Here is a 25,681-nt window from a genome sequence, read left to right as displayed (position 1 = left end):
CCACCCAGCTCAGGCGCTCTCCCGCACCCCGAAACTCCGCCGGTAGGCGGCGGGCGTGGTGCCGAGGACGCGGTCGAAGTGGTGACGGAGGACGGCTGCGGTGCCGAACCCGGTGTCCGCCGCGATCCGCTCGACACCGTGGTCGGTACGTTCGAGCATCTCCTGCGCTCGGAAGAGACGTTGCCGGTTCAACCAGGCGGCCGGCGTGCTGCCGAGTTCCGAGCGGAAGCGGCGTGCGAAGGTCCGCTCGGACATGTGCGCCTGCCGTGCGAGACGCCCGATGGGCAGGTCCTCGGCGAGGTGGTCGAGCATCCAGTCGACGACCGGGGCGAGCGACTCGCACTGCTGCGCCGCGACGGGGGAGAGGACGTACTGCGCCTGACCGCCGTCGCGCTGTGGCGGGACGACCATCCGGCGGGCGATGACGTTGGCGCTCGCCGCGCCGTACTCCTGTCGTACGAGGTGCAGACACGCGTCGATGCCGGCAGCGGTTCCCGCGCCCGTGATGACCTTGCGGTCCTCGACGAACAGCACGTCGGGGTCGACGGTGGTGCCCGGGAACATCGTCTGCTGCTCGCTGGTGTACATCCAGTGGGTCGTGCTGCGCCGACCGTCGAGCAGCCCCGCCTGACCGAGGACGAACGACCCACTGCACACGCTGAGGACCCAGGCGCCCCGCGCCTCAGCCGCTCGGAGGACGTCGAGGTAGGCCTCGTCGACCGCTCCGCCACGCGCTCCACCACGACCCGTGATCACCACGAGGTCCGCCTCGGCCGCGAAGGACAGGTCGTCGTCGACGATCATGTCGAAGCCCCGCGCACCGTCGTCGCTCAGGTTCATCCGGACCGGACCGGGGTCCTTCGTGACGATGCGGAGGTCGAAGGCAGGACCGCCCTGGTCCGACCGGTCGATGCCGAAGACCTCGCAGACGACGCTGAACTCGAACGGCTGGAGCCCCGGAATGGCGAGCAAGGCGACCTTCGACAGCATGGGACCTCCGGATGATCGATTTGACAGGAATGTGCTGCTTTGCGTACATCCTGCCACTGGTGGCAGTTTTTCGCCATTCCTAGAGTTTCAGACATGTCCATCATCGCACTCGTCGTCGGCCTCATCATCGTCATCGTCGCGGTCGGCGCCTCCGCCGCGACCGTCCGTGCCGTCCTGACCGACGGCTATCGCCGCGTCCCCAGCCGTCCCGCCGCACGGCGCACGCGCCTCCAGTAGTCTGGTCACTCCGTCTGCAGCAGGGCAGGCGGAGGACTCCCTGGAGGAAGCATCGTGGCGTGGCTGGTGACGGGCGGAGCCGGATACATCGGAGCCCATGTGGTTCGGGCCTTCCAGGCGGAGGGGATCGACGTCGTCGTCCTCGACGACCTGTCGAGCGGACACGAGCGCTTCGTCCCCGCCGGAGTGCCGTTCGTCCGAGGGACCCTGCTCGACGGTTCGGTCCTGGAGCGCACCTTCTCCGAGTTCGAGCTGAGCGGCGTCGTCCACGTCGCCGGGTACAAGTACGCGGGTGTCTCCGTGCAGCGCCCGCTCCACACCTACGCCCAGAACGTCACGGCCACCGCGATGCTGCTCGCTGCGATGGAGGAACACCGGGTGGAGCGCATCGTCTTCTCGTCGAGCGCCGCGGTCTACGGGACCACGGACGTCGACCTCGTCACCGAGGACACCCCGAAGGCCCCTGAGTCGCCCTACGGCGAGTCCAAGCTCATCGGCGAGTGGCTGCTCCGCGACCAGGGCGTCGCCACCGGGCTGCGCCACACCTCGCTGCGGTACTTCAACGTCGTCGGCTCCGGGACGGACGAGGTCTACGACACGAGCCCGCACAACCTCTTCCCGCTCGTCTTCGACGCACTCCTCGCCGGACGCACCCCCCGCATCAACGGCGACGACTACCCGACGCCGGACGGCACCTGCGTCCGCGACTACCTGCACGTCGCGGATCTCGCGGCCGCGCACGTCGCCGCAGCGAAACGGCTCGATGCGCATGAGTCCCTCGAGGCGGCCTACAACCTCGGGAGTGGGGACGGGTCGAGCGTCGGCGAGATCATGACCGCGATGGCAGACGTGACCGGGATCGACTTCACCCCCGAGATCATGCCGCGGAGGGCGGGCGATCCCGCACGGATCGTCGCGTCCGGCGCGCTCGCAGCTCGCGATCTCGACTGGCGGATGCGACACGATCTGCGCCAGATGGTGGAGAGCGCGTGGCGGGCGAGGCGCGCCGCCGACTGACGTCGCGCGGCCGCACGATCCGCCCCGACAGGCCCCGACACCCAGTTCGGGTCACGCCCGGCGCGTCGCGAACCCTCACCTCGTGATTGAGGCTTTACGATGTGCGACTTGACTCGACCATAACTACAAGGGTGTAATTATGTATCGCGCCGCGTGGCGCAGGGTACGACTAGGTGGGGAGACGGTATGGCGATTCCTGAGTATCGTGCCGGAGTACCCGACGACTGGTTCGTCGATCCGGTCAATCTCGGAGTCCCCGGCGTCCGTCAGCCCGCTGCGGAGGGCGAAGACGACACCCAGCTCTCCTGGCAGACCGACGCCCTGTGTGCTCAGACCGACCCCGAGGCGTTCTTCCCCGAGAAGGGTGGATCCACTCGCGACGCGAAGCGGATCTGCACCAGCTGCGACGTCAAGTCGCAGTGCCTCGAGTACGCGCTCGCGAACGATGAGCGCTTCGGCATCTGGGGCGGCCTCTCCGAGCGAGAGCGACGCAAACTGCGCAAACGCGCCGTCTGACGCTTTGCCGTACGCTGACCGTACTGCTGTCGGCTCACCCGAACGCCCCCGATTCGGGGCGCGCCCGCTCGGTTCCCGGTCTTCTCGCCGGACCCGCTTAGTCTGAATCCGATGTCTCCCCGAGTAACGGCGATTCTCGTGGTGCGCGACGGCTCAGAGCCGCTCGCACGCACGCTCGACGCCCTCCGTGCCCAGACCCGTCCGGCGGACGGGGTCATCGCCGTCGCCATACGCGGGAGCGAGGCGACGATCGAGGAACTCGGTCGCGTCCCCGGCACGAAGGTCGTGACCTCGACCGAGGACCTCAGCTTCGCGCAGGCCGTCGCCGCGGGCGTCCGCGTCACCGACCAACCGGAGGACGCCGAGCAGATGCTCTGGTTGCTCTCCGAGGACACGGCTCCCGAGCCGACGGCGCTCGCCGCCCTGTTGGGTGCCCTCGAGGTCTCGCCGTCCGTCGGTGTGGCAGGCCCGAAGATCCTCGACTGGGACGACGCGTCGTTCCTCCGTCGCTACGGCGAGACGATCACCACTCTCGGCGCGGCGGTCCCGGTGGTCGAGGACGAACTCGACCAGGCGCAGCACGACACGATGAACGACGTGATGGCGGTCGGCCCGGCCGGCATGCTCGTGCGTCATCAGCTGTGGGACCAGCTGGGCGGCTTCGACCAGGCCCTCGTGGCGGACGACGCCCTCGACTTCTGCATCAGGACCCGCCTCGCGGGCTATCTCGTCGCGGTCGTTCCGACGGCACGGGTCGCCTCCGCCGGTGAAGGGATCGCGGGGCCCTCGTGGTCGAACCGGCTCGGCGCACGTCGTCGTCGGCATCGCCAAGCCCGCGCAGCGCAGCTCCACCGTCGTCTCGTCTATGCGCCCGGGATCATGGTCCCCGTGCACTGGCTCAGTCTCGTGCCCCTCGCGATCCTGCGCGTCATCGGTCACTTCGTGAAGAAACAGCCCGAGCTCGTGTTCGGCGAACTGTCGGCGGCGTTCGCCGTCGCGTTCTCCGGGATGAAGGTCGGGAACGCGCGCCGCCAACTCGCGAAGAACCGGACGTTGGGCTGGTCCAGTATCGCGGGGTTGCGGATGCGACTCGACGAGGTGCGGCGCAAGCGCGCGCTCGCGCGGGAGGCGACGCAGATCGGCTTCATCGGCGAGGAGCGCGACCTCCACTTCTTCTCCGGCGGGGGTGCTTGGGTCGTCCTCGCCACCGCGGTCATCGGTGCGGCGATCCTCGTGCCGCTGCTCGGAGCCACCTACCTCACAGGCGGAGGGCTCCTCCCGCTGTCGGCGACGGTGGGCGACCTCTGGCAGCACATCGGCTTCGGGTGGCGCGACGTCGGTCTCGGTTTCGTCGGTGCCGCCGATCCGTTCAGCGCCGTGCTCGCGGTGCTCGGGACGATCACCTTCTGGCAGCCCTCGTTCTCCCTGGTGCTGCTCTTCCTGCTCGCACTGCCACTCTCCGCCCTTGGCGCCTGGTTCGCTGCCACGAGGCTCACGGAGCGCAGCGGTCCGCGCGCGGTCGCCGCGTTGCTCTGGGCGCTCGCCCCGACGCTCCTGACCGCGCTGGCCGAGGGCCGACCAGCGGCGGTCATCGTCCACCTGCTCCTGCCCTGGCTCTTCTATGCGGGTGTGGTCGCGTCCCGATCCTGGGCCGCAGCCGGCACGAGCGCCTTCCTGTTCGCCGCGATCGTCGCGAGTTCGCCGTCCCTCGCCCCGGCGTTGCTCGTCATCTGGGTCGTGGCGATGGTCTTCGCCGGTCGGGGCGTGGCCAGGGTCGCACTCGTCCCGATCCCCGCCCTCGCACTGTTCGCCCCGCTCATCTGGCAGCAAGGGATCCACCGCGCCAACTGGCTCGGGCTCCTCGCCGACCCGGGTGTCGCGACGCCCGCGACGGCGGCGTCAGGCTGGCAGCTGTCCCTCGGCTTCCCGGCAGGCAGCCTGGGCGGGTGGAGCCAGCTCGGTGCAGCGCTGGGGCTGCCGGGTGCGGCTCCGGCCATCGTGGTACCGGCGTTGCTCGCGCCGCTCGCGATCGTCGCGCTGGTGGCATTGTTCCTCCCTGGCTCCCGTCGGGCCATCCCGTTGCTGATCGCGGCGTTCCTCGGCCTCGTCTCGGCCGTGCTCGCCACGCACCTCCTCCTCGCCTCCGCCGGTGGAACGTCCGTGCCCGTCTGGGCCGGCGCCGCGATCAGCCTGTACTGGCTCGGCATCCTGGGCGCTGCGACGCTCGGCCTCGACCGCATCCCGAGGTTCAGGGCGATTCCTGCGCTCGTCATGGTCCTCGCCGCCGCGGTGATCGCCGTCCCGCTCGCCCTCGCCCAGCCGCTCGGCACCTCGGTGGTCCGCGAGAGTTCCGGTCGCCAGCTGCCCGCATACGTGACCGCCGCGACGCAGACCGATCCACGGCTCGGGACCCTCGTGATCACGCCCGGTGACGACGGATCGATCACCGCGGTCGTCATCCGTGGGCAGGGGGAGACCCTGGACGGTCAGTCCACCATCGCCCAGACAGCCCCCGGGATCTCCTCGGACGACCGCGTCGTCGCCGAACTCGCCGGCAACCTCGCGTCGCAGAGCGGACTGGACCCGACGAAGACCCTCGTCGAGCACAGCATCGCATTCGTGCTGCTGTCGCCGGTCGCCGACGGTGAGGAGCAGACGGTGGTGGGACAGACCGCCGGTCGCGCTGCGAGTGCGCTCGACGCCAACGCCGCGCTGGTCGCGGTGGGCGACACGACGAGCGGGACGCTCTGGCGCACCGTCGCGGATGTCGGGACGGGTCCCGAGCTCCCCAAGTCCAACCTGTTGGGCACCCTGATCGGTGTCGGCCTGGCCGTCGTGTTCCTCATCACCCTGCTGCTGAGCATCCCCAACGGTGCGTCGCGCGACGGTTACCGTGCGGGGTCTCGGAAGCCACCGAAGCTGAAGGGCCGCGCCGCCCGCAAGGCGGCCGCGTCCGGAGCCACGGTCGCGGTGATCGACGACGACGCGGCCGGCACCTACGACGACGAAAGACCGACCGCCGATCTCGACGACGAGGCGGCGGGATCCGAGCCGGCCACCACCGCCGACGCATCGAGCCGCCCGTCCAAGCCGCGCTGGTGGCGTCGGGGGCAGACCTCCGCCGGGGAGCCCGCTCCCGTGGCGGTGCAGGCCGAAGCAGCCGATGACGCCGTGTCGGGCGATGACCCTGCGTCGACCGCCGACGCCGCGTCGGCCGACGACACCGTCGCTCGCGATGGAACCGAGTCGGTCGCCGACGACGTCGTCGACGCGGACCGCGACGTGACCGGGTCGACGCCAGCCGCCGACGCGGACACGAACACCCCAGCCGACCAGGTCCCCGACGATCCGGCGGTCGCCGCGCGCGATGCCGCCGTTCCCGATCCGGATCCGACCGACTCGACCGAGACGACGCCGGATCCCGACACCACCCGCCGGGACACCCCGGGAACGGAGCAGCCGCATGCCCAGTAAGCGCGGAGTCGCCATCACCTCCGGCCGGATCGTCACTGGCCTCGTCGGGATCGGGATCGCTGCGGTCACGATCGCAGCGGCCGGGCAACTGCCCCTCCCGACGGTCGAGATCGCCCCTCAGGACATCCGAGTCACCCCGGTGGCCGGCGACCAGTCGGTCGTGTGCCCGGGGCCGCTGCTCGCCCTGGCCCAGGACGCGACGGCCGCCACGGCAGCCGGCTCCTTCGGCCCGGCAAGGGTCGACTTCGGAGCGAACGGGGTGACGCCCACGACGAGTGAGCTCACCGCACCCGACAACACGAGCGGCGGGGCGGACGGCGGACCCACCGTGATCACCGTCCCCGGCGCGACTGACGGGACGGTGACGCCGCTGAGCGGCGCGCAGTCGCAGATCGCCGCTGAGGCCGAGGTCGCCGGTCTGGCGGCCGCCGCCTGCACGCCGGCGTCGGCCGAGAGCTGGCTCGTCGGTGGTTCGAGCGACATCGGTCGTACCACCCTGATCCTCCTGAGCAATCCGTCGGCCGTCGACGCCAACGTGACCCTCCAGGTCTTCGGTGCCGCCGGACGGATCGACGCCCCGGGTGCCGCCGGGATCGTCGTCGCCACCGGTACGCAGCGGGTGATCGCCCTCACCGGCCTCGCACCCAACGAGCCGACCCCGGTCGTGCATGTGACGAGCGAGGGCGGCCAGGTGGTGGCCGCGCTCCAGCAGAGCACGGTACGCGTGCTCACCCCGGGCGGTGTCGAGGTCCAGGGGCCGACCGCGTCGCCCTCGACCGATCTCGTGATCCCGGGCGTCGTCGTCACTGCCCCGGCGGCCGCAGGGGCGAGCTCCGACACCGCGTCCGTCGACGACCGGGCCACGGCCCTCAGACTGTTCGCGCCGGGATCCGAGGCAGCGGACGTCGTGATCACTGCGACTCGTGAGAACGCGAAGGACGAGCCGATCGTCATCGACGCGACCATCCAGCCGGGCGTTCCCGGTGAGATCGCCCTGGCCGAACTCCCGGCCGGCGAGTTCTCGTTGGAGGTCACCTCGACCCGACCGGTGGTCGCCGCGGCCAGGACGAACTCGCGCGGTGACACGCTCGAGGACTTCGCCTGGTTCGGAGCGACGCCCGCACTCGACGACACCGCGGCCTTCACGGTCCCCACCGGGCCGGGGCAGAAGCTCCACGTCTTCAACCCGTCTGGCTCCGACGCCGAACTCACGTTGACGGGGGCTGACGGCAAGGAGACCACGGCGAAGGTCGGAGCCGGAGCGGCGGTGACCATCGGCGTCGGCGCCGGTCAGAGCTACGTCCTCGCCGGGGCCGACGGCCTCCACGCCTCGATCAGTCTCGCTGCGGCGGGGCGGCTCACGTCGCTGCCGGTCACTCCGCCGAACCCGCTGGCGGCGCCGATCAGCGTCTACCCGCGCTGACCGCAGTGGCCTCGGGTCAGAGGAACCGGTAGCGCTCCGGCCCGAGGTCCCAGGGGTCCTTGCCGAGGAGTTCGGCGACGGCGCGGAACACGCAGCTCTCCACCATCATGCGCTGATGCAGCTCGTCGTTCCGGTGGAGCTTGCTCATCCGCTGGATGGGCAACCGGTACAGGATGATGCGTCGGCGTGCTCGGTCGACGAACCAGCGGTCGACGCCGTCCGTCCCGGAGTTCTGCGCGGGCATCGCGCCGACCTCGAACCGGACGTCGGCGAGTTCGGCGGGCCAGGCTCCGCGGAGGTAGTCGGCGGTGGTGGCGACCGTCAGGTCGAACTGGTCGATCCGGGTGTCGATCGGTGGCACGTCCGGTCCGACGACGCTCGAACGACCGTTGCGACCGTGCCGTGATCGGCGGCGCGAGAGGGCGCCTCGCGTCTCCTCGTCAGCCTGCGCCATGCGTCCAGTCTAGGTGTGGTCGGCGGCCCGGTTCAGACCCGCTCGATCGGCGAGCCGGACGGTGCCGTCGGCGCCTGCGGGCTACGCTGGGGCAAATGGTTGACAGGATGTGTTCGAAGGTCGGCTGCTCGCGCGAGCCCGTGGCGACGCTGACCTACGACTACCGCGACTCGATGGCCGTCCTCGGTCCGCTGAGCATCGAGAAGAGCCCGCACAGTTACGACCTCTGCTCCATCCACGCCGTACGGCTGAGCGTGCCGCAAGGCTGGAGCGTCGTGAAGCACAGCGTCCTCGGCGACGTCGGCTACGGCTCCTGACCGTCGGCACGCCACCGCGCCGTGCCGATCTCGGGCCCGACATGAAGGTCCACGACGCCTGACGTTCTGCGAGAATGGCGTCATGAGTTCTTCCGCACCGTCTGCCCCCACGACCACCCTGCCCTTCAAGGTGGCCGACCTGTCGCTCGCCGAGGCCGGCCGACACCAGCTCCGCCTCGCCGAGAACGAGATGCCCGGCCTGATGGCCCTCCGCGAGGAGTTCGGCGCGAGCCAGCCGCTCGCCGGCGCCCGTATCGCCGGTTCGCTGCACATGACGGTGCAGACCGCGGTGCTCATCGAGACCCTCGTCGCACTCGGTGCCCAGGTGCGTTGGGCGAGCTGCAACATCTTCTCGACCCAGGATGAGGCGGCGGCCGCCGTCGCCGTCGGGCCGCACGGGACCGTCGAGGCACCGGCCGGTGTTCCGGTCTTCGCCTGGAAGGGCGAGACGCTCGAAGAGTACTGGTGGTGCACCGAGCAGATCTTCGACTGGTCGACCGAATCGGCCACCGCCGGCGCCGAGTGGACCGGCCCCAACCTCATCCTCGACGACGGTGGCGACGCGAGCATGCTCGTCCACCAGGGCCGTCGGTTCGAGCTGGCCGGAGCGGTCCCCGACACGACCGACGCCGACAGCCACGAGTACAGCATCGTCCTCGACGTGCTCCGTCGTTCGCTCGCCGGCAGCAGCGACCGTTGGACGAAGGTCGCCGCCGACATCCTCGGCGTGACCGAGGAGACCACCACCGGTGTCCACCGCCTCTACGAGCTGGCGAAGCAGGGTGAGTTGCTGTTCCCCGCGATCAACGTGAACGACTCGGTCACGAAGAGCAAGTTCGACAACAAGTACGGCATCCGGCACTCGCTGCCGGACGGCCTCAACCGCGCGACCGACGTGCTCATCGGTGGCAAGGTCGTCTTCGTCGCGGGCTATGGCGACGTCGGCAAGGGTGCGGCCGAGGCCCTCCGCGGCCAGGGCGCTCGGGTCATCGTCTCCGAGGTCGACCCGATCTGCGCCCTCCAGGCGTCGATGGACGGCTTCCAGGTCGCGACCCTCGAGAGCGTCGCCGACCAGGTCGACATCATCGTGACGTGCACCGGCAACTTCAACGTCGTCACCCTCGACCACATCCTCGCGCTCAAGCACCTCGCGATCGTCTCGAACGTCGGGCACTTCGACAACGAGATCGACATGGCCTCGCTCGAGGCGCTCGAGGGCGCCGAGAAGATCGAGATCAAGCCCCAGGTGCACGAGTGGCGCCTCCCCACGGGGCGCAGCGTCCTCGTGCTCAGCGAGGGACGACTCATGAACCTCGGGAACGCGACGGGGCACCCCTCGTTCGTGATGAGCAACTCGTTCACGAACCAGGTGCTCGCTCAGCTCGAGCTCTGGACGCGGATCGAGGAGTACCCGATCGGCGTGTACGTGCTGCCGAAGCACCTCGACGAGAAGGTCGCGCGCCTGCACCTCGACGCGCTCGGCGTGCAGCTGACGACGCTCACGGGCGAGCAGGCCGACTACATCGGTGTGCCGGTCGAGGGCCCGTACAAGGTCGACCACTACCGCTACTAGGCGGTGCCGCCGGTTCCCCGCCTCAGCGGTCGGGGAACCGGTGCGGTTGACCGCTCAGCACCGGCTGGAGGAGCGACAGGCGCTGACGGGCGGCGAGCTGGGCCTGGTACTCGCGCTCCCGGCGGATGACGGAGACCCCGACGAGGAACGCCTCCGGCGGAGCGATCGGCAGCGGCGACACGAATCGGGACACCTCTGCCGCGAGTTCGGCCGCCAGTCGGGTCCTCGTGGCCGGAGTGAGCGATCCGGCCTGTTTGAGGAACTGGGTGACGCGCCGCGCCAGCGGATCGGGTAGCCGGGCCACGTCGGCGCCGCCGGCCCAGGCGGCGAGCTGCGGTGGGATCATCGCGACGGGCTCCACCACCCGCGGCAGACGCTCACGTTGGCTGTAGGTCCCGGCGAGCACGTCGCCGAGACGCTTCGAGCGAGCACTGAGCAGACCCGTGAGCGCGGCGATGCCGCCGGCTGTGGCGTAGATCTCGAAGTACCCGGTGAGGGCACGGATGAACGCGTGCCGGAAGCCGGGTGCACCGCCGTCGTCCCGGACGATGCGGGCACCGACCACGAGTCTGCCGAGCGACCGCCCGCGGGTGGCGATCTCGACCGCTGCCGGCAGGACGACGAGGCAGAGCACCGTCAGGCCGAGCACGATGGCGGTGAACATCGCGGTGTCCATGGCGACCCCGGACAGGATCCAGGAGAACATCGCGAGCATGAGGCCGACGAACACGAGGATCGACACCACGTAGTCGATGATGGCGCCCGCCGCGCGCAGGATGAATCCGGTGGGCCGCACGTCGAGGGCGACCGCCTCGCCGGTGATCAGCTCGGTGCCGTCGTCCAGCGTCGTCTCGTGCAGCGGGACCCGGGCCGGTTCGGACATGTGCTCCATTCAAGCAGATGCGCGGGGGACCGGCCATGGAGCGCCACCACCGCGTAGCATGGCTGCGATGGACCTCGACGCCTACTCCGCAGCCCACCGCCAGGAATGGGACCGCCTCGACGCGCTCGGCAAGCAGCGGTTCTTCAGCGGGCCGGAGGCCGACGAGCTGATCGACCGCTATCAAGCCGGGGCGACCCAGCTCTCCGCGATCAAGACGACGGCCGGATCGACCCTCGTCGGCGACCGCCTCTCGGTGTCGCTGTCGCGGGCGCGACTCCGGTTCACCGGGGCCAGTGCGAACGTGTTGTCGAGTGTCCCGCGGTTCTTCGTCCTGGCGCTGCCGGCCGCGCTCTACCGGGTCCGGTGGGTGACCCTCGCGGTCGCGGTCGCGACGGTCGTCATCGCAACCCTGTACGCCGTGTGGATCGCCGGCAACCCGCAGGTCCTCGCGAACCTCGGCACCGACGCCCAGCTCAAGCAGTACGTCGAGGACGACTTCGTCGCCTACTACTCCAACAACCCGGCCGCGAGCTTCGCCGGCCAGGTGTGGACGAACAATGCGTGGATCGCAGCGCAATGCGTCGCGTTCGGCATCAGCGGTGTCTGGGTCCCGTACATCATCGTCACCAACGCCCAGGGGGTCGGGCAGGCCGCAGGGGTCATGTTCGCCTACGGCAAGGGCGACGTGTTCTTCGAGTACATCCTCCCGCACGGCATGCTCGAGCTCACGGCGGTGTTCGTCGCGGCAGCGGCGGGTCTCCGCATCTTCTGGGCCTGGGTGGCACCGGGGTCACGGACGAGGGGCCAGGCGCTTGCCGAGGAGGGCCGAGCACTGTTCACGATCGCCATCGGGCTGGTGATCGTGCTCTTCGTCTCGGGGCTCGTCGAGGGCTTCGTGACGCCGGCACCGTGGCCGTGGGCGGTCAAGATGATCATCGGCGGGGGAGCGCTCGCCGCGTTCCTGACCTACATGTGCTGGTGGGGCGGCCGCGCGTACCGCTCGGGCGAGCGCGGCGACCTGGCTGAGTTCGAGGCCGGCGCGAAGCGGATCGTCGCCGGCTGACGACTACTCGCCGGCTTCGGATCGTGCGCGACGCTCGGCGTTCCTGGCGTTGACCCGGGCGTTCTCGGCGTTCACCTCGGCGTGGACGGCGCGCTCCTGCACGAGCCAGGCGGGCAGCGTGCGGAGGAGCTCCTGGATCTGTTCGGTGGTCAACGCCTCGGTGATCTCGGCGCGGGCCAGACCGGAGGTCGACACGCCCAGCTTGCGGGCGACGACGTCGCGCGGGTGCGGTCCGTTCTTTCGGAGCTCGACGAGCCAGTCCGCCGGGTTCGCCTGCAGTTCGAGGAACGCCGACCGCGTGATCGGCTCCTCCTGGAACGACGCCGGGGTCGCCGGAAGGTAGACCCCGAGCTTCTTCGCCGCGGTCGCCGGTTTCATGATCTGTTCGCTCGCACCCATCCGCTCAGCGTACCTCGCTGCGGTGTCCTCGCCCAACCGGCCGGATCACCCGTCGACTGAGCTGCAGTAGTGTGGCAAGCCGAGCAGTGGAGGCTTCGATGGACAGGCAGGACGACCAGGTCGACGGGATCGATGTCGGCGACGACGGGCTCGGTGCCGACACGGCGCCGGAGGTCGTCCCGCCGGCGTTGACCGTCGCCTACGCGCGCGGCGTGAACCCGGGGAAGTGGGCGCGCATCTGGAGCGAGCGCCGTCCGGACGACGAACTCCGCCTGATCCGGGTGGACCTCGACGAGCAGCGAGCGGTCCTGATCACCGGTGCGGCGGACGTCGTGCTCGCCCGGGTCCCGATCGACCAGGACGGGCTGAACACCATCGCCCTGTTCGAGGAGCTCCCCGTCGTCGTGTTCGCCAAGGGCGCTGCCCTCGGAGCCGAGGACACGGTCGGGATGGCCGCACTCGCCGACGAGCAACTGATCATGACGCCGCTCGTCCTCGAGTGGGCCGAACGTGCCACAGCGCTCGGGTTCGACGCCCCGGCGGCCCCGTTGACCGCCGACCCGGAGGCAGCGGTCGAACTGGCCGCGTCCGAGGTCGGGATCGTCGTGGTCCCGCAGTCGGTCGCGCGACTGCACCAGCGGAAGGACGTGGAGTACCGTCCGATCGCCGATCTTCCATCGATCCCGGTCGTGCTGGTCTGGCCGCAGGACCGCGAGGACGAAGCCGTGGAAGAGTTCATCGGCATCGTGCGCGGACGCACGGCCAACAGCTCGCGACGGTCCGCCCCGACCGAGCAGGCTGCCGCTCCTGCACCGCAGCAGGCCGCGAGACGACGGAAGAAGCCGAAGGCCGGTTCGACCCAGGGCACCGCCGCCGGGACGAGCCGAGGCGCCCAGCTCGCCGCGCGCAAGGCCAAGCAGGAGGAGCTCGCCCGGGAACGCCGCAAGAAGCGCAAGGGCCGCTGATCCGTCCTCCCGGGTCCCACCGGCACGCGGAGGGAGCCGGTCCATCGGCGACGGATCGGGCTAGAGCCGACCGGAGGCCTTGAGCGCGATGTAGGCGTCGGCGAGCGCCGGGGGCAGGGTCTCCGGCGAACCGGTGACGACGTCGGCCCCGAGCTGTCTGATCGCCGCCGACACGCGTTCGATGTCCAGCAGGGCGCGTTCGGCCGCTGCGGCGCGGTAGACGGTCTCGCGGTCGCCGCGGTCGCGCGTGGCCTCGAGGGTCGCCGGGTCGACGACGCTCGTCACGACGACCGTGTGGCGCTGCGTGAGCTGGGGGAGGACGGCGAGGAGCCCGCGCGCGGCCCCGGGGGCGTCGATCGAGGTCTGCAGGACGACGAGGGCGCGCTGGTTCGTGATCTGCCTGACCTGGCCGGGGACGGCGTCCCAGTCGGTCTCGATGAGTTCCGGGTCGACGAGCGCCATCGCGTCGACCATCCTGGAGAGGAGTTCGGCGCCGGTCGCGCCCTGGACACGACCGCGCACCCGACGGTCGTAGGCGAGATAGTCGATGCGGTCCCCGGCTCGCGTGGCGAGGGCGGCCAGGAGGAGCGCGGCTTCGAACGCGGTGTCGATGCGCGGCTCGTCGGCGATGCGGGCGGCGGAGGTGCGGCCGGTGTCGGTGACGATGACGACCCGGCGGTCGCGCTCGGGCCGCCAGGTGCGGATCATGACGTCGCCGCGTCGTGCCGTGGCACGCCAGTCGATCGAACGGACGTCGTCACCTCGCACGTATTCGCGGAGAGAGTCGAACTCGGTGCCCTGACCGCGGACCATGACGCTCGTCGCGCCGTCGAGCTCGCGGAGGCGTGCGATCCGGCTCGGGAGGTGCTTCCGGGAGGTGAACGCCGGCAGGACCCGGAGGTGCCCGGGGCTGTTGAGCGTCGCCTGTCGTGCGAGGAGACCGAGCGGGCCGAACGACCGCACCGTGACCTGGGACACCCGTCGCTCGCCCCGACGGAACGGGGTGAGCACCAGGCTGACGCTCCGCCGCTCACCGGGCGGGAGGTCGACGCGGAGCCGCTCGGTGGGCGCGCCGGCCGACGGTTGCCAGGCGTCGCGCACCAGCGCCCGGACGCGGCGACCTCCGCGGTTGGTGAGGAAGAGGGTGCTCGTCGCCGAGTCACCGAGCCTGACCCGGGACGGCAGCTGCCGTTGCAGGACGATGTCCCGAGGCGAACCGGCGACCACGAGGTCGAGCGCTCCGAGCGCGGCGGCGAGCACGAGCCACACGATGAACGCCGGAGCGGCGTCGCCCGTGAGCACGCCGAGCACCACGATCGGCACGATGCCGAACGCGACGAGCGCGACGAACCTCCCGGTGACGGCCATCTAGATGGGCACCTGCACCTGCTGCATGATCGAACGCAGGATCGCGTCGACCGAGACACCCTCGAGCTCGGCCTCCGGTCGCAGCTGCATGCGGTGGCGCCACACCGGGAGGACCATCGTCTGCACGTGGTCGGGGGTGATCGACTGGTAGCCGCTCAGCCAGGCCCAGGCCTTCGCCGACGCGAGGAGGGCGGTCGTCCCTCGGGGGCTGACCCCGAGACGGACGGACGGGCTGCGCCGCGTGGCGCGCGCGAGGTCGACGATGTAGGCGAGGACGTCGGCGCTGGCACCCACCCGACCGACCTCGAGCTGCGCCGCCCGGAGATCGGCCGCGCCCATGACCGGCCTGACACCCGCAGCCGTGAGGTCGCGCGGGCTGAACCCGGCGGAATGGCGTCGGAGCACCTCCACCTCGACGTCGCGTTCGGGCACGTCGAGGACGAGCTTCAGCAGAAAGCGGTCGAGCTGCGCCTCGGGGAGCGTGTAGGTGCCCTCGTACTCGATCGGGTTCTGCGTGGCGGCCACGATGAACGGGTCGGGGAGGGGCAGCGAACGGCCGTCGACGCTGACCTGGCGCTCCTCCATCGCCTCCAGCAGGGCGGACTGAGTCTTCGGGGGTGTGCGGTTGATCTCGTCGGCGAGCAGGATGTTCGTGAACACCGGGCCCTCGCGGAACTCGAACTCGCCGGTCTTGGCGTCGTAGACGAGCGAGCCGGTGACGTCGCCGGGCATGAGGTCGGGCGTGAACTGCACGCGCTTCGTGTCCAGACTCAGCGCGTGGCTGAGCGATCGGACGAGGAGCGTCTTCGCGACGCCGGGGACGCCCTCGAGAAGCGCGTGGCCCTTGGCGAGGAGCGCGATGACGAGCCCGGTGACGGCGGCGTCCTGACCCACGACGGCCTTGCCGACCTCGACGCGGACCTGGGCGAGTGCTCGCCGGAGGTCGTCGGGGTTCGGTGCGGTGGATCCTGGCACGGGGGCGTCGGTCATGGATGGTTCCTTCCGGTGAGGTCCGTGGCGCGCGCGACGGCGGCTTCGAGATCGAGCAGGTGATCGGACAGGGAGACGAGGTCGGCGTCGCTCGTCGGTACGGCGTCGAGCAGGACGGACCGCACGTGCCGAGGGTCGAGCCCGGCGAGTCCGGCGACCGTGTCGGCGACCTCGACGACGGAGGCGTGGCGGGAGAGGCCTGTGGCGACCGCGAGGCGGGACACGGTGCCGATCCGCAGCGCGTCGAGCGCCCGCTGACGGTTGCCGGACCGCTGGTAGAGGCGCGCGCGCCCCTCCATCGTCTCGCTCGCGCGGACCGCGACGGGCAGGTCCTCGATGACGAGCGGGCCGAAGCGTCGCCCGCGCCAGAACATGGCCAGGATCGCCGTGACGACGACGGTGCCGGTGACTCCGGCGACCCAGCTCGGCGTCAGCTCGTCGAGGCTCGGGGGACCGGTGACGGGCACGTCGGCGAGGCTCGGCAGGTACCAGACCAACTGCTCGGTGGAGCCGAGCAGGCCGAGCGCGAGGGCGGCGTTCCCCGCACGGTCGACGACGTCGTTCGTCAGGGCGTCGGCGGAGCCGAGCAGCACCCGTGCGCCGTCCGCCTGCGTCACGACCGCGCTCCCGCCGCCGTCGGCGGTGAAGCAGCCCTCGGCGTCGGCGTCAGTGGTCGTGTACAGCGTCCAGCCACCGGTGACCGTCCCCGCCCGCTCGGCGGTGGGGTCGCCGCAGTCGGACGACAAGACGTCGGCGGTGTCCGAGCTGCCTGCGAACGAGACGCCGGGGAACAGGGTGCGGAGCGCCGCGGCTCGCGGGGTGACGACGACGAGTCCGGTGTCGGCGTCGCTCAACCGCTCGAGCTGCGAGACGTCGAGTAGTCCACTGGGGTCGAACAGGAGGACGGTGCTGTCGGTGTCCTCGACCGCCCCGAGCGTCGCATCGAGCGTGGTGGTCTCCGTCACGGTGACGCCCTCCTGACGGAGCACCTGCGCGAGCGCGCGACCGCCGTTCGGCGTCTGGTTGCCCGGGCTGAGCAGGGCCGCGTCGATCGACGCGCCTCGGGTCGCGAACATGAGCACGAGGGCGATCCCGACCGCGAACACCGCAGCGATGATCCAGAACCGGTTCCTCCGCAGCCGGGTTCGCAGCCGAGGCGTGGCGACGTCGGGCTCGGGCTCCCGCTGCATCGTGGGCTTCGTCGCGAGCGTCACCGGACCAGCTCCTCGGGGTCGGCGAGCAGCTGCGGCGCGGCGACGATGAGCCGGGCGTCGAGCGTTTCGAGCTCCCGGTACTGTGCCTCGGTGCCCGTCGCCTCGAGGTAGCGGACGGCGTCGAAGACGTCCGCGGCCTCCGCGAGCGCGCGCCCGTCCTGCGGGAACGCGGCCGCAGCCCGGGCGGCGAAACCGTGCGCCGTCGTGCCGGGGGTGACCACGACGATCGTCCGCTCGGACAGTCCGCGAGCGATCGCCCGATACAGCTCCTGGAGCGCGAGGGTCCAGTCGCCGGCCGCGGCGGCGGTCCTCGCGTCCTGGCGCAACCGATCGGCGGTCCGATCGTCGCGTTCGCCGAAGAGGTCGAGCTGACGGGCGCTCCGTCGGTTGAGGCGGGGGACGCCCCACACGATGAACGCGATGACGATCCCGACGACGACCACGGTCATCGCGATGATCGGGAACAGGCCCGTGAAGGGGCCCTCACCCGGCACCCGGAGCGAGTTCACCCAGTCCCAGAACGCCTTCGACACGATGTCCCACAGCGACGGTTGCGCTGTCTGGTATTCGGGCTTCGACAGCTCACGCTGCAGGAGGTCCCGGGCGCCCGGTGCATCCGGGACCAGCGGGACGTCGAGGCGCGACGCGAGGAACAGCGGGCTCATCGGGTCGCTTTGCCTCCGGCGGCGGCGACGTCGAAGGGGTTGTCGACCGTCTCGCGACCGCCGGCGCGCGCCTCGACGAACCGCGCGAGGTCCAGGTCGAGCCCCTCCTTGCGCATCCGCAGGTCCACATAGATGACCGCCGACGTGGCACTGATGACGACGACCGTGATCGCACCGATGATGACGGAGACGAGCAGGGACAGGCCCTGCGCGGCGATGGTGGCGACGATCATGGTCGCCTCCGAGTCCACCCCGACGAACAGCACGGGGACGAGACTCGCGAGCAGGCTGATCGGGGTCGCGACGACCTGCGACGCGACGCTGACGACCGAGGAGACGAGGAACTGGACGCCGAAGGTCCGCCAGAAATAGCCGTCGGTCAGGCGCCAGGAGCGGGCGAGCGAGGGGAAGACCTTGCCGTTCTCGAGGACGATGATGCTCGGTGTGAGGGAGAACTTCGTCCCGAGCCACACGGAAGCGGCTATCAGGACGAGCAGCGCGCCGATGCCCATGACCACCGTCAGGGCCACGCCCGCGGTCCCGCCGAGACCGGTCAGCACGAATCCGAGGCCCACCGCGACGGCGATGAACACCGTCACGACACCGATCAGGAGGAAGGTGTAGCCGATGAGTGGCACGAACCGCGCCTTGGTGCGCCGCCAGAGCACGCCGAGCGGCAACTTCTCGCCGAGGGTGCCGCGAGCGACCTCTTGCGCGATGATGCCCTGCAGGATCGCGCTGCCCGCGATCGAGACCGCCACCGGGATGAGGAAGGACAGGATGATGGCCGTGATCGCCCCGGCGCTGATGGCGTCCTCCTCGCCGGGCGCCGCCTGCGACAGCCGGCTCAACGAGAGCCAGGTGACGACGCCGACGATGACGAGGGAGAGGACGGCGGTGAGACCCTGCAGCAGCAGGGCGCTCCCGAACGTCGCCTTCGGGTTGCGTCGCAGCACGAGGAACGGGGCGCCGAACAGGTCGCTGAAGGACAGCGGCCGAAGCGGGATGAGCCCAGGCTTCGGCGGTGGGGCCCATCCCTGCTGGGGACCGGGGGCCCACGGCGCACCGGTCGCGTACGGGTTCGCGTCGTAGGCGGCGGTCGGAGCCGAGGGAAAGGTCCCGTACCCGGGCTGCTGAGCCTGAGGGTACGGCTGGGTGTACTGGGGCGGGACCTGCTGCGGATACGGCTGCTGGCCGTATCCCGGCTGTGGGTACGCCGACTGCGCCGGAAACCCGGGTTGCTGTGGGTATCCCTGCTGCTGCGGATACCCGGGTTGCGGTGGGGCCCCCTGCGGCGGCAGCGGCGGATAGCCGGGCTGCTGTGGATACCCCTGCTGCGGTGGGGGCGGCTGCGGTGTCGCCTGCTCCGCCGCCACCGGCTGTTGTGGCCCCTGCGGCGTCGCCCACGGGTTCGGATCCTGATCGCCCATCTCGCCCCCGGCTCGCTGTTCCGTGTCCATCAGCAACACCCCCTCGCCGTCTCGAACCCCTCCATGTTGTCACACCGAGCCTGCCCGCGACCGGCGCTTCGGCGGTTCTCCTGGACACTTCGACTACGCTGAGGCGAGACGTAAGGACACCGGTCAGGCAGCGCGGCCGGCCGGTCACACCCGAGACGGAGCTATGAACGCACGCATTCTCGTCGTCGACGACGACACCGCACTCGCCGAGATGATCGGCATCGTGCTGCGCACCGAGGGCTTCGAGCCGTCGTTCTGCGCGGACGGCGGCGGCGCGCTCCAGGCGTTCCGCGACACCAAACCCGACCTCGTCCTCCTCGACCTCATGCTCCCGGGGATCGACGGGATCGAGGTGTGCCGCCTGATCCGTCAGGAGTCCGGCGTCCCGGTCATCATGCTGACCGCGAAGTCCGACACCGCGGACGTGGTGAAGGGGCTCGAGTCCGGTGCCGACGATTACATGGTGAAGCCGTTCAACCCGAAGGAGCTCGTCGCCCGGATCCGCACGCGGCTGCGCGCACCGGCCGCTGACCTCGCGGAGACCCTCCGCATCGGCGACCTCACGGTGGACGTCGCCGGCCACGAGGTCCGTCGCGCCGACGGGGTCATCGGGCTCACGCCGCTGGAGTTCGACCTCCTGCTCGCACTGGCGAGCAAACCGCAGCAGGTCTTCACCCGCGAGATGCTGCTCGAACAGGTCTGGGGATACCACTACAAGGCCGACACCCGACTCGTGAACGTGCACGTGCAGCGGCTCCGCGCCAAGGTCGAGGAAGACCCCGACAACCCGAAGATCGTCATGACGGTGCGTGGCGTCGGATACCGCGCCGGCGCGGTCACCGGCTGATCCGACATGGCCTCCCGACTCGCCGGCTGGGCGGCCGACTGGCGGCTGTGGCGGAGGTGGCCGCAGCAGGTGCGCTCGCAGTGGCGGCGCTCGCTGCAGTTCCGGACGGTCGCCATCACGGTCGGCCTCTCGGGACTCGCCATCCTCCTGACCGGTGCCTACCTCTCGTTCAGCATCGGCAACGACCTCTTCCAATCCCGACTGCAGCAGGCGCTCGGCGGCTCCGGTCGTGCCATCGCGTCCGCGCAGAGCATCCTCGACGCCTCCGACGCTAGCGAGCGCGTCGCCCTCCAGCAGCTCATGGGGACCGTCCGGACCGATCTCCAGACGACCTCCGGCAGCAGCCTCATCGCCGCCTACCGAGCTCCGGGCCAGGACTTCAGTCAGGTCACGCCGCCGGGCTTCGAGTCCCCAGGGCTCGGCGGCGGCGTCATCTCCGACGCGCTGACCGCGGCGGTCCGGGCCGACCCGGACACGCTCCAGTGGCAGTCGGTCACCCTCACCGAGGCCGACGGCTCGTCGACGGCCGGCATCGTCGTGGGCTCGGAGGTCTCGATGCCGACCGCCGGCTCCTACGAGATCTACCTCGGCTACGACCTGAGCGAGTCGGAGCAGACGCTCGGCTTCGTCCAACGGACCCTCTTCGTCGCGGGCGTCGGCCTCATGATCCTCGTCGGTGGTGCCGCGTGGTTCATCGTCCGCTTCGTCGCGACACCGATCCGGTTCGCCGCCGAGACGAGTCAACGTCTCGCCGGCGGCGACCTGGACGTGCGGATGCCCGAGAAAGGCGAGGACGAGCTCGCCATCCTCGCCCGCTCCTTCAACGGGATGGCCGCCAGCATGCAGAAGCAGATCAAGGAACTCGCGGAGCTCTCGCTCGTGCAGCAGCGCTTCGTCTCGGACGTCTCGCACGAGCTGCGCACGCCCCTGACGACCATCCGCCTGGCCGGCGACGTGCTCTACGACCAGCGCGACTCCTTCCCACCGGCCACCGAGCGGACGGCCGAGCTCCTCCACGATCAGGTCGGGCGGTTCGAGGTCCTGCTGGCCGATCTGCTGGAGATCAGCCGCTACGACGCAGGCAGCATCGAACTCGAACTGGAACCGACGAGTCTCGTCCATCTCGCCGAGGAGGTCGTGGAGGAGCTCCGCCCACTCGCCGAGCCGACCGGCTCGGACCTCCGGATCGTCGCACCGGGTGGCTACTCGGCGGTTCCGATGGACCCGCGGCGCATCCGGCGGATCGTGCGCAACCTCGTCGGCAACGCCATCGAGCACGGCGAGGGCAAACCGATCGTGGTGTCGGTGGACAGCAACGAGTCCTCGGTCGCGATCGCGGTGCGCGACTACGGCCAGGGGATGACGGGTGAGGCGACCGAGCGCGTGTTCGACCGCTTCTGGCGCGCAGACCCGTCCCGCAAGCGCACCATCGGCGGCACCGGGCTCGGACTCGCGATCTCCCTCGAGGACGCGGTCCTGCACGAGGGGTGGCTGGAGGTGTGGTCGGAGCCCGCCGCCGGCTCGTCCTTCCGCCTCACCATCCCACGCGAACCCGGGACGGAGATCGTCCGCTCGCCCATCAGCCTGCCGCCCGACGATGCGATCGAGTCCATCGTCGACGAGCTCACCACGCCGACGACCCGCTCACTCCCGACCGTACGATCGGCCGACGACGACAAGGAGGGTGCTCGTGGTTGACGTTCCTGCACCCGCACGATCGCCGAGACGATGGTCCGCAGTACGTCGGATCGCTGCGGCGGCACTGCCGATGCTCCTCGTGGCGGTGCTCAGCGCCTGCGTGGGCATCCCGCGGGGCGGTTCCGTGCAGGACGGCGGCACGGTCGAGGGGGACGGCGGTGACGTCGACGTCAACTTCATCGCGCCGGGCCCCGCCGAGGGGGCGACGCCGGAGCAGATCCTCCGGGGCTTCATCGATGCCGCCGCGAGCCCGCAGAACAACTACGAGATCGCGCGGGAGTTCCTCGCACCGGCGCTCCGGTCCGACTGGGATCCCGACGCCGGAGTGACCATCGACCAGGGCGGCCGCACGTTCGCCCCGGTCGCCGACACGGTGCAACTCACCGTCAGTCCCGTCGCGGCGGTCGACGACCGGGGTGAGTACCGCGAATCGGGGAACTCGTCGCCGCTGAGCTGGACCTACTCCTTCGAGCAGGTGCGGGGGGAGTGGCGGATCGCGGCCGCTCCGCCGGGCATCGTGCTCGAGTCCTCGACGTTCGCCGACGTCTTCGCGGCCTACTCCCTGAGCTACTTCGACCCGAGTTTCACCCGCCTCGTGCCCGACCAGCGCTGGTTCCCCTCGCGGGCGTCGACCGCGACGAGGATCGTCGGGGCGTTGCTCGACGGACCGGCGGAGTGGTTGAAGGGCGCGGTGGCGACGGCGTTCCCCGAGGGGACCTCGCTCACGAGCGACGCCGTTCCGGTCGAGGCCGGGACCGCGCGTGTGGACCTGACCAAACCGGCTCTGCAGGCGGACGCGGTCACCCTCCAGCGGATGCAGCTCCAGCTGAGCAGCAGTCTCGTGCAGCTGTCGGGCAGCGTCGGTGGGGTCGCCGCCGTCTCGAACGTCGCGATCACCGTCGTCGGCAACTCGACGCAGACGGTCTCGCCGCTGTCGCTCGCCGCGCCGCGGGTCGACCCCCGGGCGCTCGTCCAGCGCGGGGACGAGTTCGGCTTCGCCTCGGGGAACCGGCTCGAGGCCGTGCCGGGGATCTCGACGGCTGTCGTGGCGGCCGGGGCCGACGCGGCCGTGCTGTCCGCCGACCATGATCAGGCAGCGGTCCGTTCCGCCGCCGGTGTCACGGTGATCCAGGCCGACGGCGACATCCGCCTCGTCGACAACCGCCAGGGGCTCCTCCCGCCGACGATGGACCCGTTCGGCTTCACCTGGACCGTGCCGGCGGCGGCGCCGTCCGCATTGCTCGCGCACGACGCCGCGGGTGGCACGGTGCAGGTCGCGACGAGCTGGACCGGCGCGTCCACGATCGATTCCATCCAGGTGTCGCGGGAGGGTACACGCCTCGTCGCGCTGCTCCGGGACGGGACGCAGTCGCGGCTCGTGGCTGCCGCGATCATCCGTGGTGACCGGAACGCGCCGTTGCGACTCGGCGATCCCGTGGAGCTCCGGGTGATGTCCACGGGGGCGACGGCCGTCACCTGGGTCGACGACATCACCGTCGCCGTCCTGCTGGGCGGCGCTGACGCGACGACGATCGTCACGCAGCAGATCGGCGGCCGCTCCGCACCCGTGCCGAAGCTGGCGGACGTCACGAACCTGGTCGGGGGCAACGGGCCGACGCAACTGCGTGCCCTCACGAGTGACGGCCGGCTGTTGCTGCCACGCGGGTCGAGCTGGCAGGAGGCGGGCAGCGACGTCCGGTTCATCGCGACCCAGCTGGGGTCGCCCGACTGAGTGAGCGCGCTCCACAGGGCGTCCGGACCTCGGAGCCGTCTCAGGCCCGGGCGATGCACCACCGGACGCGCTGCGTGGGCGCGACCATCGGATGATGCGATCCTCGTCGAGTCGAAGCACACCCCTCGCTCATGCCCGCGAGGCCTGCCTGGACGCGTGGGCCCTGCTCGTCCCGGCGACATGCGCCGGATGCGGTGCGCCGGACCGTGGGCTGTGCGACGACTGCCACGGGCGTCTGGTCCGGCCGGCGGCCTTCGACGACGACGCCCACCTCGTGCGGTGGAGCGATGCGGACGGTACCCCCGGTCTCGCCGCCCGTCGCTACGACGAGTTCGTCGGCGCCGTCCTCCTCGCCTACAAGGTGGATGCCCGGACAGGCCTCGTCCGACCGCTGGCCGCCGCGCTCGAACCGGCGTTCCGGCTCGCCCTCCTCGAGGCGAGCCGGGCGATGGGCGGCGTCTCGCCGGAGATCACGACGATCCCGGCCAGGCGACGCGCCGCCCGCGATCGGGGCTTCCACCCGGTGGAGCAGCTCGTGCGCCGACTCGGCGCCAGACCGTCGCGCCCGCTGCGATGGGCACGGCAGCCAGCCGACCAGCGGGACTTCGGCCGGGCCGAGCGTCTGGAGAACCTCGCGGGGGCACTGGTCGCGCCACGGCGGCTCGGCGGGCGCCGTTTCCTCCTCGTGGAGGACGTCGTCACGACAGGGGCCACCGTCGGGGAAGCCGTCCGGGCGATGCACGACGGCGGTGGCCTCGTGATCGGTGTCGTGGCCCTCGCCAGGGTCGGACCGTGAACCGACGACGGGTCACGAGGCCGGTAGATGAACGTTCCCTGAACACCGCTGATGACTTCCGCAGGCTCGGGCACTACGGTTGCAGAACGGCGTGAAAGGACCGCCCGGGACCGGGTGGTCAGCCGGATGAGGAGGTCGAACGTGGATATCAACATCGTCGGACTTGGACTCGGCATCACCGATCGGTTCCGCGAGTACGCGACCGAGAAGGCGGAGAAGGTCGCCCATCTGGTCGAGCAGGCGCAGTCGCTCGACATCAAGGTGTCCCGCCATCACGACGCCAACGGGCGCAAGGGCGAGGACCGCGTCGAGCTGACGCTCGTCGGCCCCGGACCGTTGGTCCGTGCGGAGTCGACCGGCTCGGACAAGTACGTGGCCTTCGATCTCGCGATCGCGCGGATGCTCGAGCGCGTCCGCCGCTCGAAGGACCGCAAGAAGGAGCACCGTGGCAAGCACCGCACCTCCCTGCACGCCGCCAGCAGCGAGGGGTTCAGCGGCGTCGACATCACGCCTGCCGCGCCGGAGCTGCTCGAGCAGGTCGCGACCGGCAGCGTCGCGACGCTGACCCACGAGGACGAGGAGCAGGAGGCGTACTCGCCCGTCGTCATCCGCACGAAGGAGTTCCCCGCGGAGTGGATGAGCGTCGAGGACGCCGTCGACCGCATGGAACTCGTCGGCCACGACTTCTTCCTGTTCATCGACGCCTCGTCGGAGCGGGCGAGCGTCGTGTACCGCCGCAAGGGCTGGGACTACGGCGTGATCAGCCTCGAGGACGGCTCGAACTAGCGTCCTGCACTCCGACCGACGCGGTCGCCCGGTTCGCCGGGCGGCCGCGTCGTGGCATGTCGGTGGCGACCTCGAAGACGGCGTCGTGCATGCGCAGGCGGGCCGAGGTCGCCTCGAGCCAGTCGAGCTCGGCAAGGGAGCGTCGCCGTCTGGCTTCGAGCCCGATCCACGCGATGTCACCCTGCGGCGTCGGGGGGAGCGCCGACAGATTCGCGTCGAGCTGCTGCACGAGATCGAGCGCCCACGCGCGTTGGACGGCGATGACCCCGAACACGTCCACGCCGTCGAGCGACGCCGCGAGGGCGACCTTGTTCGGGAGTTCGTCCCGCGAAGCGCTCGCCGTGACGGGTGTCGCCCACCAGCGTTCGAGGACGTCGCGCCCGTCGGCGGTGATGCGGTAGAAGACATGTCCCTGTGCATCCACGGCGGCGCGCTCGACGAGCCCGTCCCGCTCGAGACGATCGAGGGTCGCATAGGCCTGGCCGACGTTGAGCGGTGTGTCGGGCGTCGTCCGCCGGTCGAACTCACCGCGCAGGCGGTACCCGTAGTCGTCACCGAGCGCGAGGATCGCGAGCAGACCGTGCTTGACCGACATCGAACCTCCAGGAAATACCTACGCCGTAGGCTGTCGCCAGCCTAGCGAGCCGTCCGTCCCGCGCTGCTTCGGCGCTCCGTCGACATCCGTCCGCCCCTCGATACACAGCGTCCACTCAAGGGACTCCCCGCTAACATGTTCAGAGGACTGCCCCGTTCTGGTGCACCCCGTCCGTCCCGGTCAGTCGACCAGGACGGAGATCAGGAACACGTAATGGAG

24 protein-coding genes are annotated in these 25,681 nt (G+C 70.7%); 14 read left to right on the top strand and 10 right to left on the bottom strand.

The window, feature by feature from the left end:
• Positions 1–9: 9 nt before the first annotated feature.
• On the bottom strand, positions 10–990 hold the full coding sequence (locus tag B9Y95_RS16305) for a GlxA family transcriptional regulator (protein ID WP_085513400.1): 981 nt from the start codon (positions 988–990) through the stop codon (positions 10–12).
• Positions 991–1,083: 93 nt separating this feature from the next.
• Here B9Y95_RS16305 and B9Y95_RS20740 point away from each other — a divergent pair, with 93 nt between their 5' ends.
• The 5 genes from B9Y95_RS20740 to B9Y95_RS20735 all read left to right on the top strand — a co-directional run bounded on the left by B9Y95_RS20740 (position 1,084) and on the right by B9Y95_RS20735 (position 7,657).
• Complete coding sequence (locus B9Y95_RS20740; protein WP_159453434.1) at positions 1,084–1,227, top strand: hypothetical protein; 144 nt, start codon at positions 1,084–1,086, stop codon at positions 1,225–1,227.
• A 54-nt stretch (positions 1,228–1,281) separates the two neighbouring features.
• Positions 1,282–2,244 carry a UDP-glucose 4-epimerase GalE gene (gene galE / locus B9Y95_RS16300; protein WP_085513398.1) on the top strand — a complete coding sequence of 321 codons (963 nt, stop codon included), beginning with the start codon at positions 1,282–1,284 and terminating at the stop codon, positions 2,242–2,244.
• A gap of 186 nt (positions 2,245–2,430) precedes the next feature.
• Positions 2,431–2,760 carry a WhiB family transcriptional regulator gene (locus tag B9Y95_RS16295; protein ID WP_079002812.1) on the top strand — a complete coding sequence of 110 codons (330 nt, stop codon included), beginning with the start codon at positions 2,431–2,433 and terminating at the stop codon, positions 2,758–2,760.
• Positions 2,761–2,871: 111 nt separating this feature from the next.
• Positions 2,872–6,234 (top strand): glycosyltransferase, encoded by a 3,363-nt coding sequence (locus tag B9Y95_RS16290; RefSeq protein ID WP_085513396.1) that lies wholly within the window; start codon positions 2,872–2,874, stop codon positions 6,232–6,234.
• Positions 6,224–7,657, top strand: a complete 1,434-nt coding sequence (locus tag B9Y95_RS20735) for a DUF5719 family protein (protein ID WP_085513394.1) — start codon at positions 6,224–6,226, stop codon at positions 7,655–7,657. Before B9Y95_RS16290 ends, B9Y95_RS20735 begins: the two co-directional genes overlap by 11 nt.
• Positions 7,658–7,673: 16 nt before the next feature.
• Here B9Y95_RS20735 and B9Y95_RS16280 read toward each other — a convergent pair whose 3' ends face one another.
• On the bottom strand, positions 7,674–8,111 hold the full coding sequence (locus B9Y95_RS16280) for a metallopeptidase family protein (protein WP_064295223.1): 438 nt from the start codon (positions 8,109–8,111) through the stop codon (positions 7,674–7,676).
• Positions 8,112–8,206: 95 nt separating this feature from the next.
• Between B9Y95_RS16280 and B9Y95_RS16275 the strand changes: the two genes are divergently transcribed.
• Both B9Y95_RS16275 and ahcY read left to right on the top strand, forming a co-directional pair.
• Positions 8,207–8,428 (top strand): DUF3499 family protein, encoded by a 222-nt coding sequence (locus B9Y95_RS16275; RefSeq protein ID WP_064295224.1) that lies wholly within the window; start codon positions 8,207–8,209, stop codon positions 8,426–8,428.
• Positions 8,429–8,510: 82 nt separating this feature from the next.
• The gene (gene ahcY / locus B9Y95_RS16270) at positions 8,511–10,001 is read left to right on the top strand and encodes an adenosylhomocysteinase (RefSeq protein ID WP_085513392.1); all 1,491 of its coding nucleotides are present in this window, start codon (positions 8,511–8,513) and stop codon (positions 9,999–10,001) included.
• Positions 10,002–10,023: 22 nt separating this feature from the next.
• Here the strand turns inward: ahcY and B9Y95_RS16265 are convergent, their stop codons facing one another.
• A complete protein-coding gene (locus tag B9Y95_RS16265; RefSeq protein WP_085513390.1) occupies positions 10,024–10,884 on the bottom strand; it encodes an RDD family protein in 861 nt (286 codons plus the stop codon).
• Between the two features lie 67 nt (positions 10,885–10,951).
• Between B9Y95_RS16265 and B9Y95_RS16260 the strand changes: the two genes are divergently transcribed.
• A complete protein-coding gene (locus B9Y95_RS16260) occupies positions 10,952–11,947 on the top strand; it encodes a stage II sporulation protein M (RefSeq protein ID WP_085513530.1) in 996 nt (331 codons plus the stop codon).
• A 3-nt stretch (positions 11,948–11,950) separates the two neighbouring features.
• Here the strand turns inward: B9Y95_RS16260 and B9Y95_RS16255 are convergent, their stop codons facing one another.
• Positions 11,951–12,346 (bottom strand): DUF5997 family protein, encoded by a 396-nt coding sequence (locus B9Y95_RS16255; RefSeq protein ID WP_056012681.1) that lies wholly within the window; start codon positions 12,344–12,346, stop codon positions 11,951–11,953.
• A gap of 98 nt (positions 12,347–12,444) precedes the next feature.
• On the opposite strand from B9Y95_RS16255, the gene B9Y95_RS16250 reads away from it, so the two are divergent.
• Complete coding sequence (locus B9Y95_RS16250) at positions 12,445–13,311, top strand: LysR family substrate-binding domain-containing protein (RefSeq protein ID WP_085513388.1); 867 nt, start codon at positions 12,445–12,447, stop codon at positions 13,309–13,311.
• A 60-nt stretch (positions 13,312–13,371) separates the two neighbouring features.
• Here the strand turns inward: B9Y95_RS16250 and B9Y95_RS16245 are convergent, their stop codons facing one another.
• Genes B9Y95_RS16245 through B9Y95_RS16225 form a run of 5 tightly spaced genes read right to left on the bottom strand, consistent with a single transcriptional unit; the run spans position 13,372 to position 19,008 of the window.
• Positions 13,372–14,679, bottom strand: coding sequence for a DUF58 domain-containing protein (locus B9Y95_RS16245; protein ID WP_085513386.1), 1,308 nt, complete (start codon positions 14,677–14,679; stop codon positions 13,372–13,374).
• Complete coding sequence (locus B9Y95_RS16240) at positions 14,680–15,669, bottom strand: AAA family ATPase (protein WP_079707257.1); 990 nt, start codon at positions 15,667–15,669, stop codon at positions 14,680–14,682.
• Positions 15,666–16,883 (bottom strand): DUF4350 domain-containing protein, encoded by a 1,218-nt coding sequence (locus B9Y95_RS16235; protein ID WP_123539732.1) that lies wholly within the window; start codon positions 16,881–16,883, stop codon positions 15,666–15,668. Before B9Y95_RS16235 ends, B9Y95_RS16240 begins: the two co-directional genes overlap by 4 nt.
• Complete coding sequence (locus B9Y95_RS16230) at positions 16,880–17,548, bottom strand: DUF4129 domain-containing protein (protein WP_085513383.1); 669 nt, start codon at positions 17,546–17,548, stop codon at positions 16,880–16,882. The genes B9Y95_RS16235 and B9Y95_RS16230 overlap by 4 nt, the downstream gene beginning before the upstream one ends.
• Positions 17,545–19,008 carry a DUF7847 domain-containing protein gene (locus B9Y95_RS16225; protein WP_085513381.1) on the bottom strand — a complete coding sequence of 488 codons (1,464 nt, stop codon included), beginning with the start codon at positions 19,006–19,008 and terminating at the stop codon, positions 17,545–17,547. Before B9Y95_RS16225 ends, B9Y95_RS16230 begins: the two co-directional genes overlap by 4 nt.
• Before the next feature lie 163 nt (positions 19,009–19,171).
• Between B9Y95_RS16225 and mtrA the strand changes: the two genes are divergently transcribed.
• From mtrA to hpf, 5 genes are all read left to right on the top strand, one after another.
• Entirely contained in the window at positions 19,172–19,855 is a 684-nt protein-coding gene (gene mtrA, locus B9Y95_RS16220; RefSeq protein ID WP_064295232.1) for an MtrAB system response regulator MtrA, read from the top strand.
• Between the two features lie 6 nt (positions 19,856–19,861).
• Positions 19,862–21,553, top strand: a complete 1,692-nt coding sequence (gene mtrB, locus B9Y95_RS16215; protein ID WP_085513379.1) for an MtrAB system histidine kinase MtrB — start codon at positions 19,862–19,864, stop codon at positions 21,551–21,553.
• Positions 21,546–23,285: an LpqB family beta-propeller domain-containing protein gene (locus tag B9Y95_RS16210; protein WP_159453433.1), complete on the top strand. Its 1,740-nt coding sequence runs from the start codon at positions 21,546–21,548 to the stop codon at positions 23,283–23,285. The genes mtrB and B9Y95_RS16210 overlap by 8 nt, the downstream gene beginning before the upstream one ends.
• Positions 23,286–23,379: 94 nt before the next feature.
• A complete protein-coding gene (locus B9Y95_RS16205) occupies positions 23,380–24,081 on the top strand; it encodes a ComF family protein (RefSeq protein ID WP_143736526.1) in 702 nt (233 codons plus the stop codon).
• A gap of 141 nt (positions 24,082–24,222) precedes the next feature.
• On the top strand, positions 24,223–24,867 hold the full coding sequence (gene hpf / locus B9Y95_RS16200; RefSeq protein WP_064295235.1) for a ribosome hibernation-promoting factor, HPF/YfiA family: 645 nt from the start codon (positions 24,223–24,225) through the stop codon (positions 24,865–24,867).
• Here the strand turns inward: hpf and B9Y95_RS16195 are convergent.
• Positions 24,842–25,462 (bottom strand): PadR family transcriptional regulator, encoded by a 621-nt coding sequence (locus tag B9Y95_RS16195; RefSeq protein ID WP_085513371.1) that lies wholly within the window; start codon positions 25,460–25,462, stop codon positions 24,842–24,844. The two genes, hpf and B9Y95_RS16195, sit on opposite strands and share 26 nt — an antisense overlap.
• Positions 25,463–25,681: the final 219 nt, after the last annotated feature.

The organism is Plantibacter flavus (assembly GCF_900177615.1).
Taxonomy (GTDB): domain Bacteria; phylum Actinomycetota; class Actinomycetes; order Actinomycetales; family Microbacteriaceae; genus Plantibacter; species Plantibacter flavus.
This window is presented reverse-complemented; position numbering and strand designations above follow the sequence as displayed.

Bases quoted from the DNA above. Each gene is read 5' to 3' on its own strand.
- B9Y95_RS16260 (WP_085513530.1), top strand. From the start codon at position 10,952: ATGGACCTCGACGCCTACTCCGCAGCCCACCGCCAGGAATGGGACCGC.
- ahcY (WP_085513392.1), top strand. From the start codon at position 8,511: ATGAGTTCTTCCGCACCGTCTGCCCCCACGACCACCCTGCCCTTCAAG.
- mtrA (WP_064295232.1), top strand. From the start codon at position 19,172: ATGAACGCACGCATTCTCGTCGTCGACGACGACACCGCACTCGCCGAG.
- B9Y95_RS16295 (WP_079002812.1), top strand. From the start codon at position 2,431: ATGGCGATTCCTGAGTATCGTGCCGGAGTACCCGACGACTGGTTCGTC.
- mtrB (WP_085513379.1), top strand. From the start codon at position 19,862: ATGGCCTCCCGACTCGCCGGCTGGGCGGCCGACTGGCGGCTGTGGCGG.
- B9Y95_RS16255 (WP_056012681.1), bottom strand. From the start codon at position 12,346: ATGGGTGCGAGCGAACAGATCATGAAACCGGCGACCGCGGCGAAGAAG.
- B9Y95_RS16280 (WP_064295223.1), bottom strand. From the start codon at position 8,111: ATGGCGCAGGCTGACGAGGAGACGCGAGGCGCCCTCTCGCGCCGCCGA.
- B9Y95_RS16230 (WP_085513383.1), bottom strand. From the start codon at position 17,548: ATGAGCCCGCTGTTCCTCGCGTCGCGCCTCGACGTCCCGCTGGTCCCG.
- B9Y95_RS16275 (WP_064295224.1), top strand. From the start codon at position 8,207: ATGGTTGACAGGATGTGTTCGAAGGTCGGCTGCTCGCGCGAGCCCGTG.
- B9Y95_RS16240 (WP_079707257.1), bottom strand. From the start codon at position 15,669: ATGACCGACGCCCCCGTGCCAGGATCCACCGCACCGAACCCCGACGAC.
- B9Y95_RS16290 (WP_085513396.1), top strand. From the start codon at position 2,872: ATGTCTCCCCGAGTAACGGCGATTCTCGTGGTGCGCGACGGCTCAGAG.
- B9Y95_RS20735 (WP_085513394.1), top strand. From the start codon at position 6,224: ATGCCCAGTAAGCGCGGAGTCGCCATCACCTCCGGCCGGATCGTCACT.
- B9Y95_RS16205 (WP_143736526.1), top strand. From the start codon at position 23,380: ATGCGATCCTCGTCGAGTCGAAGCACACCCCTCGCTCATGCCCGCGAG.
- B9Y95_RS16225 (WP_085513381.1), bottom strand. From the start codon at position 19,008: ATGGACACGGAACAGCGAGCCGGGGGCGAGATGGGCGATCAGGATCCG.
- B9Y95_RS16250 (WP_085513388.1), top strand. From the start codon at position 12,445: ATGGACAGGCAGGACGACCAGGTCGACGGGATCGATGTCGGCGACGAC.
- B9Y95_RS16305 (WP_085513400.1), bottom strand. From the start codon at position 990: ATGCTGTCGAAGGTCGCCTTGCTCGCCATTCCGGGGCTCCAGCCGTTC.
- B9Y95_RS16245 (WP_085513386.1), bottom strand. From the start codon at position 14,679: ATGGCCGTCACCGGGAGGTTCGTCGCGCTCGTCGCGTTCGGCATCGTG.
- B9Y95_RS20740 (WP_159453434.1), top strand. From the start codon at position 1,084: ATGTCCATCATCGCACTCGTCGTCGGCCTCATCATCGTCATCGTCGCG.
- B9Y95_RS16265 (WP_085513390.1), bottom strand. From the start codon at position 10,884: ATGTCCGAACCGGCCCGGGTCCCGCTGCACGAGACGACGCTGGACGAC.
- B9Y95_RS16195 (WP_085513371.1), bottom strand. From the start codon at position 25,462: ATGTCGGTCAAGCACGGTCTGCTCGCGATCCTCGCGCTCGGTGACGAC.